The organism is Gracilibacillus alcaliphilus, assembly GCF_016909015.1.
Taxonomy (GTDB): Bacteria; Bacillota; Bacilli; order Bacillales; family Amphibacillaceae; genus Gracilibacillus; species Gracilibacillus alcaliphilus.
In genome coordinates, this window is record NZ_JAFBFA010000015.1 from 32258 (window position 1) to 47116 (window position 14859).

General features: G+C 40.6%; 10 protein-coding genes. 6 read left to right on the top strand and 4 right to left on the bottom strand.

The window, feature by feature from the left end; genetic code table 11:
• Window positions 1-26 precede the first annotated feature (26 nt).
• Window positions 27-1262 (bottom strand): ROK family transcriptional regulator, encoded by a 1236-nt coding sequence (locus JOD18_RS12335; RefSeq protein ID WP_204669339.1) that lies wholly within the window; start codon window positions 1260-1262, stop codon window positions 27-29.
• Window positions 1263-2095: 833 nt separating this feature from the next.
• On the opposite strand from JOD18_RS12335, the gene JOD18_RS12340 reads away from it, so the two are divergent.
• The 6 genes from JOD18_RS12340 (at window position 2096) to JOD18_RS12365 (ending at window position 11907) form a co-directional block, all read left to right on the top strand.
• Entirely contained in the window at window positions 2096-3052 is a 957-nt protein-coding gene (locus JOD18_RS12340) for an ABC transporter permease (RefSeq protein ID WP_239588098.1), read from the top strand.
• 72 nt (window positions 3053-3124) lie between these two features.
• A complete protein-coding gene (locus JOD18_RS12345) occupies window positions 3125-4018 on the top strand; it encodes a carbohydrate ABC transporter permease (RefSeq protein ID WP_204669340.1) in 894 nt (297 codons plus the stop codon).
• 285 nt (window positions 4019-4303) lie between these two features.
• Window positions 4304-5929 (top strand): extracellular solute-binding protein, encoded by a 1626-nt coding sequence (locus JOD18_RS12350; protein ID WP_204669341.1) that lies wholly within the window; start codon window positions 4304-4306, stop codon window positions 5927-5929.
• A 75-nt stretch (window positions 5930-6004) separates the two neighbouring features.
• Window positions 6005-7273 (top strand): alpha-L-fucosidase, encoded by a 1269-nt coding sequence (locus JOD18_RS12355; protein WP_204669342.1) that lies wholly within the window; start codon window positions 6005-6007, stop codon window positions 7271-7273.
• 174 nt (window positions 7274-7447) lie between these two features.
• Complete coding sequence (locus JOD18_RS12360; RefSeq protein ID WP_204669343.1) at window positions 7448-10870, top strand: polysaccharide lyase family 8 super-sandwich domain-containing protein; 3423 nt, start codon at window positions 7448-7450, stop codon at window positions 10868-10870.
• Window positions 10871-11064: 194 nt separating this feature from the next.
• Entirely contained in the window at window positions 11065-11907 is an 843-nt protein-coding gene (locus tag JOD18_RS12365) for an MBL fold metallo-hydrolase (protein ID WP_204669344.1), read from the top strand.
• A gap of 114 nt (window positions 11908-12021) precedes the next feature.
• Here the strand turns inward: JOD18_RS12365 and JOD18_RS12370 are convergent, their stop codons facing one another.
• Genes JOD18_RS12370 through JOD18_RS12380 form a run of 3 tightly spaced genes read right to left on the bottom strand, consistent with a single transcriptional unit; the run spans window position 12022 to window position 14848 of the window.
• Window positions 12022-12999, bottom strand: a complete 978-nt coding sequence (locus JOD18_RS12370; RefSeq protein ID WP_204669345.1) for a Gfo/Idh/MocA family protein — start codon at window positions 12997-12999, stop codon at window positions 12022-12024.
• Entirely contained in the window at window positions 12996-14009 is a 1014-nt protein-coding gene (locus tag JOD18_RS12375) for a Gfo/Idh/MocA family protein (RefSeq protein ID WP_204669346.1), read from the bottom strand. The genes JOD18_RS12370 and JOD18_RS12375 overlap by 4 nt, the downstream gene beginning before the upstream one ends.
• Before the next feature lie 26 nt (window positions 14010-14035).
• Window positions 14036-14848, bottom strand: a complete 813-nt coding sequence (locus JOD18_RS12380; protein WP_204669347.1) for a carbohydrate ABC transporter permease — start codon at window positions 14846-14848, stop codon at window positions 14036-14038.
• Between the last annotated feature and the right edge of the window lie 11 nt (window positions 14849-14859).

Genomic DNA, 14859 nt, shown 5'->3' on the forward strand with positions numbered 1-14859 from the left:
CACAGGGTTTCTGTCTGTTTGTTTATTTATAAGCTTGTTTTTAGTCTATGGTGATCATGCGTAAGCTTGAATTGGAACTTATCCTGCAGTAAAACAGAAGCTGCGCCCACCATTTCAAATTCTTTGCCTAATGAAGAGGTGGTAATGTACAAATCCTTATACAGTGTTTTTAATGTTTTCTGTCTAAGTTTCTCTCGCAAACTTTCTATCAGCAGCTGATTTTGATTGGTGACATCTCCCCCTAAAATAATCACTTGCGGATTGAATAAATGAACGACGTTTACGATTCCCGCAGAAAGGTATTCGGCAATTTCATGTGTCACTTCTATTGCCAAGCCATCCCCCTCATTAACGGCCTCCACAAATTCTGCTGGTGTAATGAAATCTTTATTGTTTGTCAAATAGTCAGTAAGTTGTGTATCACACCCTTCTAATATACGCTTCATTATTCTGTTTGAAGTTGCAGGCCAACTGACATAGTTCTCTAGACAACCCCGATTGCCACAGCCACATACTTTACCTGATACATCGATGCTTGTATGTCCAAGTTCCCCTGTGCCGCCTTTTTCTCCTCTACAAAGATGATGATTGGCAATTACACCTGCACCCACCCCTTCTCCGATTGTGATATAAATGAGATTCTCTATATCTTGAAAGCGGCCAAAATTCTTCTCTGCCAAGACATAGGCATTCGTATCATTATCAAGCCATGTCGGCAGGCGGAAATGGTATTCCACCGAATCACGCAAGTAAACATCCTCCAGCAGCAATACAGGGTTATAGTGGACAATCCCTTTTTTAGCATCAACGATTCCTTGAATAATAATAGAGATCCCTATACAGATTCTATGATCCTGTCGTAATTTATAGAAGTCTTCTAATAACTGCAGCAGATAGTTTATTAAAGTAACACCCGTATATCCCTTTGTCGGATAAATTTTTTTGATATTGATTTTTGCCTCCAAGTTTATATCCGCTATGGTAATCTTCGTATAAGAAATAGACACCCCAATCAAGTAATGGTTATTTGGCGAAAATTCCAGTAAGATGGGCCGTCTCCCGCCCCGGGAGATACCTGTTCCACTTTCACTAACATATCCATCATTGATCAATTCCGCTACAGCAGACGTTACCGTGGTCGGGCTCAATTCATTCTGCTTCGCAATCTCGCTGCGTGATATCGGTCCATGTTTTCGTATCGTTTCTAAGATAATGGATCGATTCAGTTCCTGAATTAATTTAAGATCTCCTGTTCTTTTCATAATTATTCACAGTCCAATCTAACGCGAACAGTTATTTGTTGTATATTTTAGCTACATATGATAATGATTTTATGATTTCAAATTAAGACAACCCTCCCTGTATAGAAGAAACAATTAAGAAATAACCTTATAAAGGATGTTCAAAAAAGTTTGCTAAAAATGACACATTGTCTTTCTTTGTACTTTTTTCTACGTGCTAGAACATCCGCTCACGTATTAAACTGCATAAGTTCCGCTACTCAAAGCTACGCTGCCTCGAACTCTCGATTAGAGGATGTGCTAGTAAAATATTGTGACAATTCGTCACTATTTTAAGCCTACTAGTGTATAAGATGTGCTAGTATCGATGTTGCAAAAATGTTTTCGGCAGGACGAGTCACCGCATTCCCGCGATGTTGCGGCTTAACAGATAACGATTTTTTGAAACTGAACTGGTACAATTGAAATCTAATACTTTCTCCATTGGGATTATTAAGTTGGTTAAAATATATCCCATATTGAAAGCGTTGTCAATGCATTAAAAATATTATTCCGTTATTTTATTGGAATAATAATTAGACTCCTACCTTACACACGCAACGATTGAATGATTTTTTCTAAAATACATCTCTTATTTTAAATTTTTTCATTTAAGAATTAATCTTGACAACGCTTACATTAGATTGTATAGTTGTTTCATCTTATTAATGTCATTGGAATAAGTGAGTTGTAATTTCAGAATTATATTTTTTTCGTCGTTTTTGTTACCGGTCACATAATAATGATATAAAATCTATTTTATTTTACTTTAGCCACAGCAAATTTATTCCAGAATGATAGTTAGGAGGAAAAAAATGAAAATGACTGATGGGTATGTTGACAAGCAAGTTGTCCCCAAAAAGAAATCTCAATTATTAAAAGATATAAAAAAGGGGTGGCAATTGTATGTAATTTTTTCACTCCCTCTACTGTATATCTTGGTTTTCAAGTATTTTCCAATGTATGGCGCCATTATTGCATTTAAGGATTTTAACCCTTCTCTTGGAATCTGGGGCAGCCCATGGGCCGGTTTAGAACATATTACTACATTTATGCAATCCTTTGAATTTTGGCGTGTCATGAAAAACACCATTCTATTAGGAATCTACCAAGTCTTGGCAACTTTTCCCTTGCCAATTGTCTTGGCATTGAGTTTAACCTATATCTATAACAAACGGTTTAAACGCGCTGCCCAGATGATAACTTACGCTCCCCACTTTATCTCAGTTGTGGTAATGGTTGGTATTATCTTCATTATCCTAGATCCCAGGGGCCCAGCAAATTCACTATTAAATGCTTTAGGATTTGACTCGATTAACTTTATGGGTGAAGCCAGCCTGTTTAAATCAATCTTTGTTTGGACAGACGTATGGCAAAATGTCGGGTTTGGCTGTATTATCTATCTCGCTGCATTAGCTGGGATTAGTCCAGAACTGCACGAGGCCGCTATTATCGATGGTGCCTCTAAATTAAAACGGATATGGCACATTGATATTCCTGGTATCTTACCTACCGCTATCATCATCCTGATTCTCAATATGGGCGGATTTTTAGATACCGGATTTGAAAAAGTATTACTTATGCAAAATCCACTAAACTTAAAAGCTTCTGAAGTAATTGACACCTATGTATATAAAGTCGGACTCACCGGAATGGTTCCGCAATATTCCTATTCTGCTGCGATCGGGTTATTCAAAGCCGTGGTCGGGTTGATTCTGATTGTAGGATCTAACCAATTGGCCAAAAAAGTAACCAAACAAGGATTATGGTAAGCGAGCTATGCCTATTGCCGACAAATAATTGCGCTTACTTCTGCTTTCTACACTATAAAAAGGAGTGAAACGATGCATTCACATATTAAAGAAACACGAAGCGACAGGATCTTCACTATATGTAACTATTTTCTATTGTCACTCTTTGTACTGTCTGTGCTTTATCCATTAATATTTGTTGTTAGCTCTTCCTTTAGTTCGGTGCAAGCTGTATCAACTGGACAAGTCTGGCTGCTTCCCGTTGATTTTAGTTTAACCAGTTACAAAGAAGTGTTTAAACACGAAGCAATTTGGACCGGCTATGGTAATTCATTGTTTTATATGGTAGTAGGTACCATTATCAATGTTGCCTTTACCATTTTAGCTGCTTATCCGCTTACCCGAAAAGACTTTCGCGGCAGAAATATCTTTATGTTCCTATTTGTCTTTACCATGATGTTTAACGGCGGGCTTATTCCTATGTATCTATTAGTGCGAGACTTAGGCTTGTTAAACACAAGGTGGGCACTGATCTTGCCAAACGCATTAGCTGTATTTAATGTAATCGTCACGATGTCCTTCTTTAAATCTACCATCCCCGATGAGCTGTTGGAATCGGCACAAATCGATGGTTGTGACGACTTTAAATTTTTATTCAAAATCGTGATACCGCTATCAGCCCCTATTATGGCTGTTATGACCTTATTCTATGCCGTTGGGCATTGGAATCAATATTTTAATGCATTGATTTTCTTACGAGATACCAATCTCTTTCCGCTCCAGCTGGTACTAAGAGATATTTTGATCCAAAATGAGGTCGACCCATCAATGATGGGAGATGTAAGCCGAATGGAGGACCGCATTGGACTGCAGCAGCTGTTAAAATACTCCACCATTGTAGTGGCTTCCCTGCCAGTGCTGATTATCTATCCGTTTGTACAAAAGCACTTTGTAAAAGGAGTTATGATCGGTTCCTTGAAAGGATAAAGTGAGGCAGCGATCAGCGGGGGGTTTTCCTCCTTACTAATAAATAGCTAGACTTATCAGGGGATTAGCCGCCGCTACCTCCCACTTACACTTCTTTGACAACTCTCCAAGTTGGAAAGCGTGGGCTTACAGATGATTGCGCCAGGATGTGATATTTCCTACCCGTTGCCAAGACCGTTACTATCTGAAACTTAAAGGGGGTGACACACTGGACAGTATATTCTTGTTAGCGATAAACAAAGTTGTTTTCATTCACGGTTATACATTTTTAAGGAGGGATTAATCATGCGTAGCACAACCAAATTATTGTTTTTGTTTCTATTAGCTATATCTATTATCGCAGCAGGCTGCTCCAACAATGAATCCACTGGTGGAAATAATGAGGATTATGAGCCGGTTGTCACGGAACCTGGAACATTTCCAATAGTTGAAGAAGAAGTGGAATTGAATGTCGTTATACCTAGTAATTCACTGGTAAGAGATTTTGAAACGAACGAATTTACGAAATGGTATGAAGAAAAAACAGGGGTTAAGGTGAATTGGGAAGTCCTTCCTGAAGAAGGTGCTCAAGAACAGCTAAACTTAATGTTAGCCAGTGGAGATTACCCAGATATTATTATGGATGCCTCTTTAACACCTGCCCAATTACGCATTTACGGGGAGAATGGTACCTTCTTAGCATTAAATGACCTGATCGAAGAATATGGCATAGAAACAAAAAGAATGTTTGAAGAGATGCCTCTGGTAGAAGATGTTATTACGACACCCGATGGTAACATCTATGCCTTGCCACAAGTTAATGAATGTTTTCACTGTACGATGCCGCAAAAGATGTGGGTATATAAACCATGGTTAGATGAATTGGGACTAGATATACCGACTACAACAGAGGAATATAAAGAATTGCTGCTTGCTATCAAAGAGGAAGATCTGAATGGCAACGGCAAGGCCGACGAAATCCCATTAGCAGGGCAGTATAATGGCTGGCATGCGGATATAGCAGCACCTTCCAGTTTCTTAATCGATCCATTTATTTATAGTGATACACATGTCGTAAATGGCGATGTAGTTGTACCGTGGGATAAAGACGAATATCGTGAAGGACTTGCTTATATACGTGACCTTTATCAAGAAGGATTAATTTATGAAGGATCATTTACGCAAAATGGTGAACAGTATAAACAGCTGGGAGAGAACCCTGAGCCTATTTTAGGAACGGCTGTATCTGCTGCCCCTTCCGCCTTTAGTGAGCAGCAAGGAAGAATGGGGGATTATGTCATTATCCCTCCATTAGAAGGACCGAAAGGCCAGCGAGTTAGTTTCTATTTACCTGATCCTGTTACAAGACCAGCGGAGTTTGTTATCACGGATAAGGCAGAACACCCTGATGTAGCACTGCGTTGGGCAGATGCCATGTATCAAGAAGAAATTACGATGAGGTCTGTACTTGGGATAGAAGGAGAGGATTGGAAACAACCAGAAGAAGGAGCTTTAGGACTTGATGGCAACCCAGCTACTTATGAGCTGATTCCAAGAGACGAGCCCATTCATAATAACTTCTGGGATCAAACTGGTCCATCGCTTCGTACAGCAGCGTTTCGTGCAGGGCAAGTAGTTGTGCCAGGCGATCAAGAACAGATATTATGGGAAGCAACGGAGCAATATGAACCTTACATTTCTGAAGAGATCGAACCGATGCCAAAACTGTTCTTTACAGAAGAGGAGTCCAACCGATTAGCTCAATTGGAACAGTCTATTACAGAATATATTGAAGAAATGACAGCTGCCTTTATTACTGGATCCTCTAATCTGGAATCTGAGTGGGATCAATATATCGACACCTTGAATCAAAAAGGACTGGAGGAATATGTAGACATTTACCAAAAGGCATATGACGAAAAATATAAATAAAGAGAAGGGAAAAGAGAAGCGATACTTATCGTTTCTCCTTTCCGTATAAAATATGAATAAAAAGTGAGGGATAATATGTCACATCAAACAAAAGCAAAAGTAAAACCAACAGCCCGCCAATTGGAATATCAGGATTGGGAATATGGACTATTCTTACACTTCGGACTGCGGACATTTTATGAAGGATATCATGATTTTGATGAACGAACAATGTCACCAACGGCCTTTCAGCCAGCAGAGCTGGATTGTGAACAATGGATCCGTAAGGCAAAAGAAGCGAATATGACATATGCCGTACTAACTGCCAAACATCACGACGGTTTTTCCAATTGGCCATCGGCATATACCGATTTCTCTGTAAAAAACTCTCCATGGAAAGACGGCAAAGGTGATGTAGTCAAAGAATTCATTGAAGCCTGTCGAAAGTATGACCTCAAGACAGGACTGTATTATTCCCCTTATGATGGTTCAGTAGATTTTTACAACAAGGACGCAAAAGAATATGATGACTATTTTATCAATCAAATTACTGAATTGTTAACCAACTACGGCGAAATTGACATCCTTTGGTTTGATGGTGCCGGATCAGAGGATCATCAATATGATTGGCCAAGGATCGTGAAACAAATCCGCTCATTGCAGCCAAATATTTTGATCTTCAACATGGTTGATCCTAATTTCCGCTGGGTTGGAAACGAAGATGGACTGGCGCCAAACCCAACATGGAACGCCGTCGAATCTACCGAATTCTCTATCTATACCGAAAAACAAAGCTCCTTGCAGGAACTCCAATGGCTGCCAGCTGAATGTGATGTCCAATTAAGGAATACATGGTTCTACAGTGAAAATAATCAAGATCAAATCAAAAGTGTAGAAGAATTAATCGGCCTGTACTATCATTCTGTTGGTAATGGCGCTAATCTTTTACTAAACATTGGACCAGACCGGCAAGGAAAGCTGCCAGTTGAAGATGTAGAGCGTATCTTAGAATTCAAAGAAGCCTTAGAGAAACGATTTAGCCGTCCGCTGGCATCTTTTGATAATTTCAAACAGGAAGGGAATAAATGGATCTATCAAGCCGATCAGTCCGTTTTCTTTGATCATGTTGTCATCGAGGAAGATCTGACAGACGGAGAAAACATACGTCAATTTCAGATCGCCATCAAAACGAAAAAGTCCGGTGTATGGTGTCCGATTTATCAAGACCAGCATGTCGGTCATAAACGAATTATTGCCATCCCACCAGTTATGGCAAAAGAAGTGATCGTCGAAGTCACTGCCAGTGATGACAAGCCAATACTCAAGAATCTGTCTATCTATCATGTCGGACTCTATCATAGTTAATTTTTCGCCTTAGCCAGCTCTGTTCTATGAAGACTGTTTTCCCATAAGCAGCTAGTTTAATGTGTGTGCAAAAAAGCACATCACACACCGAGATAACAAGGAAACTACTTATATAGCACTGATCAATGCTAAGCATTTTTAAGAATCTAAAATCGTCAAAACAGGAGGCCAGTTATGAACAAAAAGTGCTCTATTTCGCTGGTATGTATCTTATACTTTATCTTTTCCTTTGCCTTTTATCAGGTGAAGGCGGAAGAGACAACAGGGAATAACCTTATTATAAATGGCAGTTTTGAGAAAACTAGTACGGCAACGGGAGAAAGATGGGAGAACAATATCAAGCCTGACGGATGGGATGTATGGATTCCAAGCGGAAATCCTCAATTAATGATAGATCCCGATGTATCTTATGAGGGGGATCAATCCCTGCGAATAAATGCTCCATCAACAAGCCGGGCGGATATTTTACAAGATATCCCTATAACGACAGGGGCGAATTACAAATTCAGTGCTTGGGTCAAAACAAATCAAGTAGAAGCCGCTAGTGAGGGAGGCGCATTTATTCGAACCCAATATTTAGATGCAGCTGGGAGAAAGGTTAGTGATGGACCGTATACATCTAAATTAAAGGGAGACCATGACTGGACTCTGTTGGAAATGAATATAGCAGCTCCCGACAATGCGAAAATAATTCGTGTGGAGCTGTTTCTTGAAACGGCGACAGGAACTGTTTGGTTTGATCATGTAAGTATGGAAGAAACAGATGAAGTATTTTTGACAGGATTTGATTTAGAAGAAGACTACATTGCTTTGAAAAAAGGTGAAAACAAACAGCTGACTCCCCTTTTCCAGCCTGAAAATGCTACCAACAAAGAGGTCAGTTGGGAATCATCAAAACCTGACAGTGTAACCGTAAATGAAGCTGGAGAAATTCATGCCAAGGATTATGGTTATGCAACAATTAAGGCACAGACGCATGATGGAGGACATCAAGCAGAGGCTTTTGTTAGTGTGGAGTCCGAAGCCACGATAGAATCTTATGATACCATTCGTTTGAATTGGTTCGATAAACTGACAGGTAATTCATCATTTAATCCAGAGGATCCAGATATGGCCACCTATATCTCCGAACTGGAACAACGCCTTACTAATTCAGAGCAGACCGGACATTGGGATACCATGAATAAGGCGGAGGATCGTGATTATCTATGGGAATCTTTACAAAGCACCACCAATTCCAGTCAAATTTCGACAGCTTATGGCCATATTAGAGACATGGCCCAAGCTTATTCCATGAAAGGCCCTGATTTGTTCCAGGACGAACAGCTGCAGGAAGACATTATAGGTGCTTTAGAATGGATGTATGAAAACCGCTACCATGAACAGAAAAATATCTACGACAATTGGTGGGATTGGGAAATCGGCACACCACAAATTCTCAATAACATCATTGTGCTTATGTATGATGATTTACCTCAGGCACATATAGACAAGTATATCAAAACGATTGATCATTTCGTTCCCGATCCGGCAAAAAGAAAAGCAAACAGCAGTGTAACAGAAACAGGAGCAAATCTATTAGATAAAGCACTAGTCGTGACCTTGAGAGGAATCATTGGTAAAAATGAAGCAAAGGTACTTCAAGGGAGCAGCTCTATCGAGAACGAGTATCTATATGTCGAGCAAGGAGACGGCGTATACAGAGATGGTTCACTTGTCCAACATAGCGATATCGCCTATTCAGGTGGTTATGGGGCAGTTTGGATGAATCGTACAGCAGATATGCTTTATTTGCTAAACGATTCGCCATGGGAGTTAACAGATTCCAATGTGCATCATGTCTATGATTGGGTGTCAGATTCTTTTGAACCGCTCATTTATCAAGGTGCGATGATGGATATGGTGCGTGGACGAGCTATTTCCAGAGAAAATGAACGTGATTATCAAAATGGGAAAGGAACCATTCTCAGTATCCTGCGCCTATCTGATTCTGCACCAGCTGAGCAGCAATTACAAATGAAACAAATGGTTAAAGAATGGGTGGAGAATTCCATTGATGATAATTATGCTCAAGGTTTAGCCATCTATGAAATCGGTCTATTAAAATCGCTGATTAATGACTCGTCGATTCAGCCAAGAGGGGAATTAATCAAAAATCAAATGTTTGCAGGAATGGCACGAGCGGTTCATCTCCGTCCCCAATTTGGATTTGGTTTAAGCATGTTTTCTAACCGCATTTCAGGATTTGAATACGGCAATGGAGAAAACAAAAAAGGCTGGTATACAGGTGTAGGAATGACCTATCTATATAACCCTGATTTAGCTCAGTATAATAATGACTACTGGCCTACGATTGACAGTAACCGATTACCAGGTACAACGACCGACCATTCCACCGGAAATTTAGTGGCCTGGAAATCCTATATGAATCCAAAAAAATGGGTTGGTGGTGTCTCTCATAATAACCGGTATGGAGCAGCCGGTATGGACTTCTCCTTGTCCGAACTGACAGGGAGTACCCTGAGCGGTAAGAAATCTTGGTTTATGTTTGATGATGAGATCGTTGCCATAGGTTCAGATATTCACAGTTCAGATGATCGACAGGTAGAAACGATTATTGAAAATCGACAATTAAAAGACAGCGGAGATAATAAATTAGTCATCAATGGCAGCGAGCAGCCGACACAGCTAGGTTGGTCTGAAACCATAGATCAAGTGAATTGGGCCCATCTGCAAGGGAATGTAGACAATGCTGATATAGGATACTTTTTCCCAGCGGATTCAGAGGTAGCGGCTTTACGCGAAGCAAGAACAGGATCTTGGCATGATCTTAACAATGGAGGCTCTCAAGATTCCATCACAAGAAACTATTTAAGCTTGGCATTCAATCATGGGGTAAACCCTCAAAATGAAGGATATGCTTACGTTCTTTTGCCAAATATGTCTGTCAAAGAGACAGAAGATTACAGCCATGAACCACATATAGAGATACTAACCCAAACGTCAGCAGTACATGCCGTGAAAGAACATCAGCTAGGTATTCTGGCAGCCAACTTTTGGGAAGGAGATGTAACTGCTGATGTTATCCGTTCCCATCAGCCTGCTTCTGTGCTAGTCAGAGAAGAGGAAGATGTGTTAACTCTGTCTGTATCCGATCCAACTATGGAGCAGGATACAATCATCATCGACCTCGGTAAAATCGGCTTATCTGTTATAGACAAAGATGATAGCGTGACAGTCGACCAATCATCTGCTTACACGAAAGTAGAAGTCGATGTCTCCGAGTCGGTTGGACAGACCCATACTGTGAGCTTTGAATATCAACAGGATATACAAGCAGCAGATATCAAGAAGCTAGTGGAACAATTTGAGCAGGAGGAAGCATTTCATCGTGGCAATATTGCCCATACTTTACAAGTACATGTAACCAACTTGGAAAAATTCGCAAGCCAAGGAGAAGACGAAAAAATCATCAAACACTTGAAAGTAATTCGCACTTTGCTGGATAATCATAAGAAAAACGAAGTAATCAATGACTATGCATACCATACACTTTATGCAATCACTCATTCTTTTTCTAACAGCTTGGAGAAATAAAGATCGCTATAATTGTTATCACTTCCGATTTTTCTCAGGAAAGTTATAATGGTTATCAAAGAAGCTGATCGAGAGGTTAACGTCTGCCGTTAGTCTCTCCCTTCCAGTCCACCCGTTTGTTCTTCGGGGGGTGTTACAGACCGATGGCAGGCTGTAGGGTAAGCAATTTTTCCCGTTCATAGGAGGTATAAATTATGAAATTAACCTATTTAGGAACTGGCGCCGCCGAGCGTGTGCCGGCTATCTTTTGTAAATGCCGGGTTTGTGATCATGCCCGGCAAAAACAAGGCAAGGAAATTCGCACCCAAAGTCAATTTCTCTTAGATGATGGCAAGTTAATGATTGACTTCCCTGGTGATGCTTACCTGCATATGATGAAGCATCATCTCAATTACAATGATATCGAATATTTACTGATATCTCATTGGCATTCTGACCATCTCTATCCTGAAGACTTGGTCTTCCGCCTGCCTTATTATTCGGCAGGTCTGGATAAACCTTTGCATATCTATGGAAATGAAGCTGTAAAGGAATTATATGATAGAGTGATCAACTCAGAAGGCGGGCCAAATGATCATTTCTTACAGTATCATACCATCCAGCCTTTTCAAAAGTTTGAAGTGAACGGTTATACGATCTACCCATTCCCAGCCAGACATGGCATGTTTGAACAGGACAGCTTTAATTTTGCCATCTCGGATGGAAGAGACACCTTGCTAACTACACACGATTCTGGTTATCCATATCCAGAAACATTTGATTACTTAGAGCAGGAAAAGGTACGCCTTACGCTTGTATCCTTAGATTGTACATCACAAACAAAAGGTAAAAATGAAAGTCATATGAATTGGGAGCATAACCAAGAGCTGATACAAGAACTGCGCGCACGTAATCTATGCACCGAAGATACCATTTTCGTCGCCAATCACTTTTCTCACAACGGCGGATTAACCCATAAAGAAATGGCCGCCTTGACGGAGCAAGCAGGTGTGATCACCAGTTATGACGGTTTAGAGATTGATACGGCATTAAGATAGAACGATACATCCTATGGCGTTAGTATAAGTTACTCATGCTCCTGATTCAAAAAACAAGCCCCACACCAATTATCAAGGTGCAGGGCTGTCTTTATTTTGGCACTGACAAAAGTATTATAAATCCTTAATCGCTACTGCTTCCTTACGCTCAGATGATTGGTAAGCTGCCATGGCCGCCTCTAGCGCCTTTAAACCATCTTCTCCGCTAATAGACGGGCGGCCCTTCACTCTTACGGTTTGAACAAAGTCTTCTACCAGACCTTGATCCATATTGTCTCCCCAGAAGCTCCAATTTACGCCGTCTTCATGATAGACATCCATCTTTTGGGCAAAGGCATCTACAGACAAGGTGCCATTAGTGCCGACTATCTCTAACGTGACATCTCCCCATGTAGGAAAGCTCTTATTCCGTGACCAGCTGCAATCTAAGGTAGCAAACATGCCATTATCGAATTCCATTGTCAAAAGCCCTGTGTCGTCTATCTCATAATCAGACAATTTATCATCTATCTCTGCATAGACTTCCACTATTTCTGCCTTGGTAAACCAGCGGATAATATCGACCACATGAACGGTATGATCAATAACTGCTCCACCACCAGATTTTTCTTTTTGGACAAACCAGCCTCCTGGATTGGTACCTCTGTTAGTGCCTTTAATAGCAACAATATTACCCAATTCACCAGAATCGATTACTTTTTTCGCGTGTTGAATCGGTGTATTGAAACGGACAGGGAATGCCGTTTGCAAAATAACGCCTTTTTCCTTACAAACCCTAATCATTTCCTCTGCATCTTGCACATTAGAAGATAGCGGTTTTTCACAAAGTATATGTTTACCATGTTCTGCGGCAGCCTTTACATGCTCCAGGTGTTTTTGATTTTCTGAGGTAACTACCACAGCATCTATCGGCTCTTTTAATAAGTCTTGGTAATCTGCAAAATAGATGCTGCCAAATCGATCAGCTGCTTGTCTTCCTCGCTCTTCTTCTTCATCTGCAATACCATATAACTCCACACCATCTATCTGTTTTAAGGCATTAGCATAACCATTAGCATGACCATGGGCAAAACTGATGATCCCTACTTTCATCTTACTCCCTCCAAATCTGTAGAATGTGTCAAATAGACCGGCTTTCTTGTTTCAATGGATTCCAAAGCGGCCAGTGCAATCTCCATTGCCTTATAGGCATCTTCTGCTGTAACAATTGGTTCTTTATCCTCTTTGATGCACTCGATAAAGTGCTCAATCTCTAAGAAATATGGATTATCTTTCGACGGACTGGATGGAACTGCCACGCCAGCTGCCTCATTGGCTTGAGCCTTTTTCTCTAAAACGACAGGATTCACAGCAGAACTATCATGTTGGATAATCCCGTCTTTGCCGGCAATTTCTAATTTTGTATGGAACGTCTGATGCGCCCAAGTACCTTCTACATGGGCGATTACCCCATTCTCAAAGCGCAGTGTAATCAAAGCATACTCTATGCTGCCAGCTGTTCTGCCCCTGCTTGTTTTAGCATAGACACGCTCTACGTCCCCAAAACACCATCTTAGAAAATCAAAGTCATGAATAACCGTATCTAAGATAACCCCTCCGCTTTTGATAAAATTGGCATACCAATCATTGGAGGCACGAGGGAAGGCACCTCCTCTCGTCGTTCTTGCTATTACTGGCTGGCCAATTTTCTCCGTATCCAGCACTTGTTTCGCCTGCACATATTCAGGGAAGAAACGCACCACGTGACCGACAAATAAACGAACACCCTGCTGTTGACAGTATTGGATCATCTCCCTGGCGTCATCCAGATGACGGGCTAATGGTTTCTCACATACAATATGAGATTTATCTTCCGCTACCTGCATCACCATTTCTTTATGTAGCGGCGTCGGTAAGCAGACAGATACCACATCAATAGCAGCAATCTGCTGTTTCGCCTCTTGATAGGATGTAAAAGCCTGTGTACCATACCTATCAGCTAGCTGCTTGGCTTTCTCCTCATTGACATCGACAATGCCACACAATCTTACACCTTCCATTTTCGCATAGGCAGCGGAATGGGCATTTCCCATTGTCCCTGCACCTAAAACTAAAGCATTCATTTTTCTCCTGCACCTCTTTCTTAAATTTATCTTCTAACCCCTTGTAAGGCAATTCCTGAAACCAAGTGCTTCTGTAAAATAACAAAGATAATCAGCATTGGAATGGTAGACAATACAGCCCCTGCCATTAACAAAGGATAGTTCGTAGAGTATTGACCTTGAAACGACGAAATACCAACTGACAGCATTCTCGTTTCCTCAGAGTTCGTCATAACTAATGGCCATAGGAAGTCATTCCATGAAGCTAAAATAGTAAAAATACCTAAGGCAATTAACGCTGGTGTAGCATTAGGCAATATAATTCTCCAGTAAATACCGAAGTAAGAACAGCCATCAATCGTTGCTGCCTCATCTAATTCTTTCGGGATTCCCATGAAAAATTGTCTTAATAAAAAGACACCAAAGGCACTAAACATGCCGGGAACAATTAAGGCATAAAAGGTATCAATCCAGCCTAGCGCAGTCAAAATACCATAATTTGGAATCAAAATTATTTGCATGGGCACCATTAATACAGATAAGATGAGAATAAACAGCACATTCCTTCCAGGGAAGTCCATTCTCGCAAAGGCAAAAGCTGCCAATGAGCATAGAACAATTTGAGCCAAGGTTCTTCCTAGTGTAACAACAAAAGTATTAAAGTAATACCTTAACAAATCGACACTTGCAAATACTTCCGCATAATTTTCTAGTAACCATTCTTGGGGTAAGATGGTGATCGGTACTTGCATCGCTTCCCCAAATGATTTCATGGAAGTAAGTACCATCCAAAGGAATGGGGTAATCATAACTACCGCACCGACAATCAGCATCAAATGAATCAGCCACTTCTTATTCATACTTTGCCTCC

Bases quoted from the DNA above. Each gene is read 5' to 3' on its own strand.
- JOD18_RS12335 (WP_204669339.1), bottom strand. From the start codon at position 1,262: ATGAAAAGAACAGGAGATCTTAAATTAATTCAGGAACTGAATCGATCC.
- JOD18_RS12380 (WP_204669347.1), bottom strand. From the start codon at position 14,848: ATGAATAAGAAGTGGCTGATTCATTTGATGCTGATTGTCGGTGCGGTA.
- JOD18_RS12360 (WP_204669343.1), top strand. From the start codon at position 7,448: ATGAACAAAAAGTGCTCTATTTCGCTGGTATGTATCTTATACTTTATC.
- JOD18_RS12350 (WP_204669341.1), top strand. From the start codon at position 4,304: ATGCGTAGCACAACCAAATTATTGTTTTTGTTTCTATTAGCTATATCT.
- JOD18_RS12345 (WP_204669340.1), top strand. From the start codon at position 3,125: ATGCATTCACATATTAAAGAAACACGAAGCGACAGGATCTTCACTATA.
- JOD18_RS12355 (WP_204669342.1), top strand. From the start codon at position 6,005: ATGTCACATCAAACAAAAGCAAAAGTAAAACCAACAGCCCGCCAATTG.
- JOD18_RS12370 (WP_204669345.1), bottom strand. From the start codon at position 12,999: ATGAAAGTAGGGATCATCAGTTTTGCCCATGGTCATGCTAATGGTTAT.
- JOD18_RS12340 (WP_239588098.1), top strand. From the start codon at position 2,096: ATGAAAATGACTGATGGGTATGTTGACAAGCAAGTTGTCCCCAAAAAG.
- JOD18_RS12375 (WP_204669346.1), bottom strand. From the start codon at position 14,009: ATGAATGCTTTAGTTTTAGGTGCAGGGACAATGGGAAATGCCCATTCC.
- JOD18_RS12365 (WP_204669344.1), top strand. From the start codon at position 11,065: ATGAAATTAACCTATTTAGGAACTGGCGCCGCCGAGCGTGTGCCGGCT.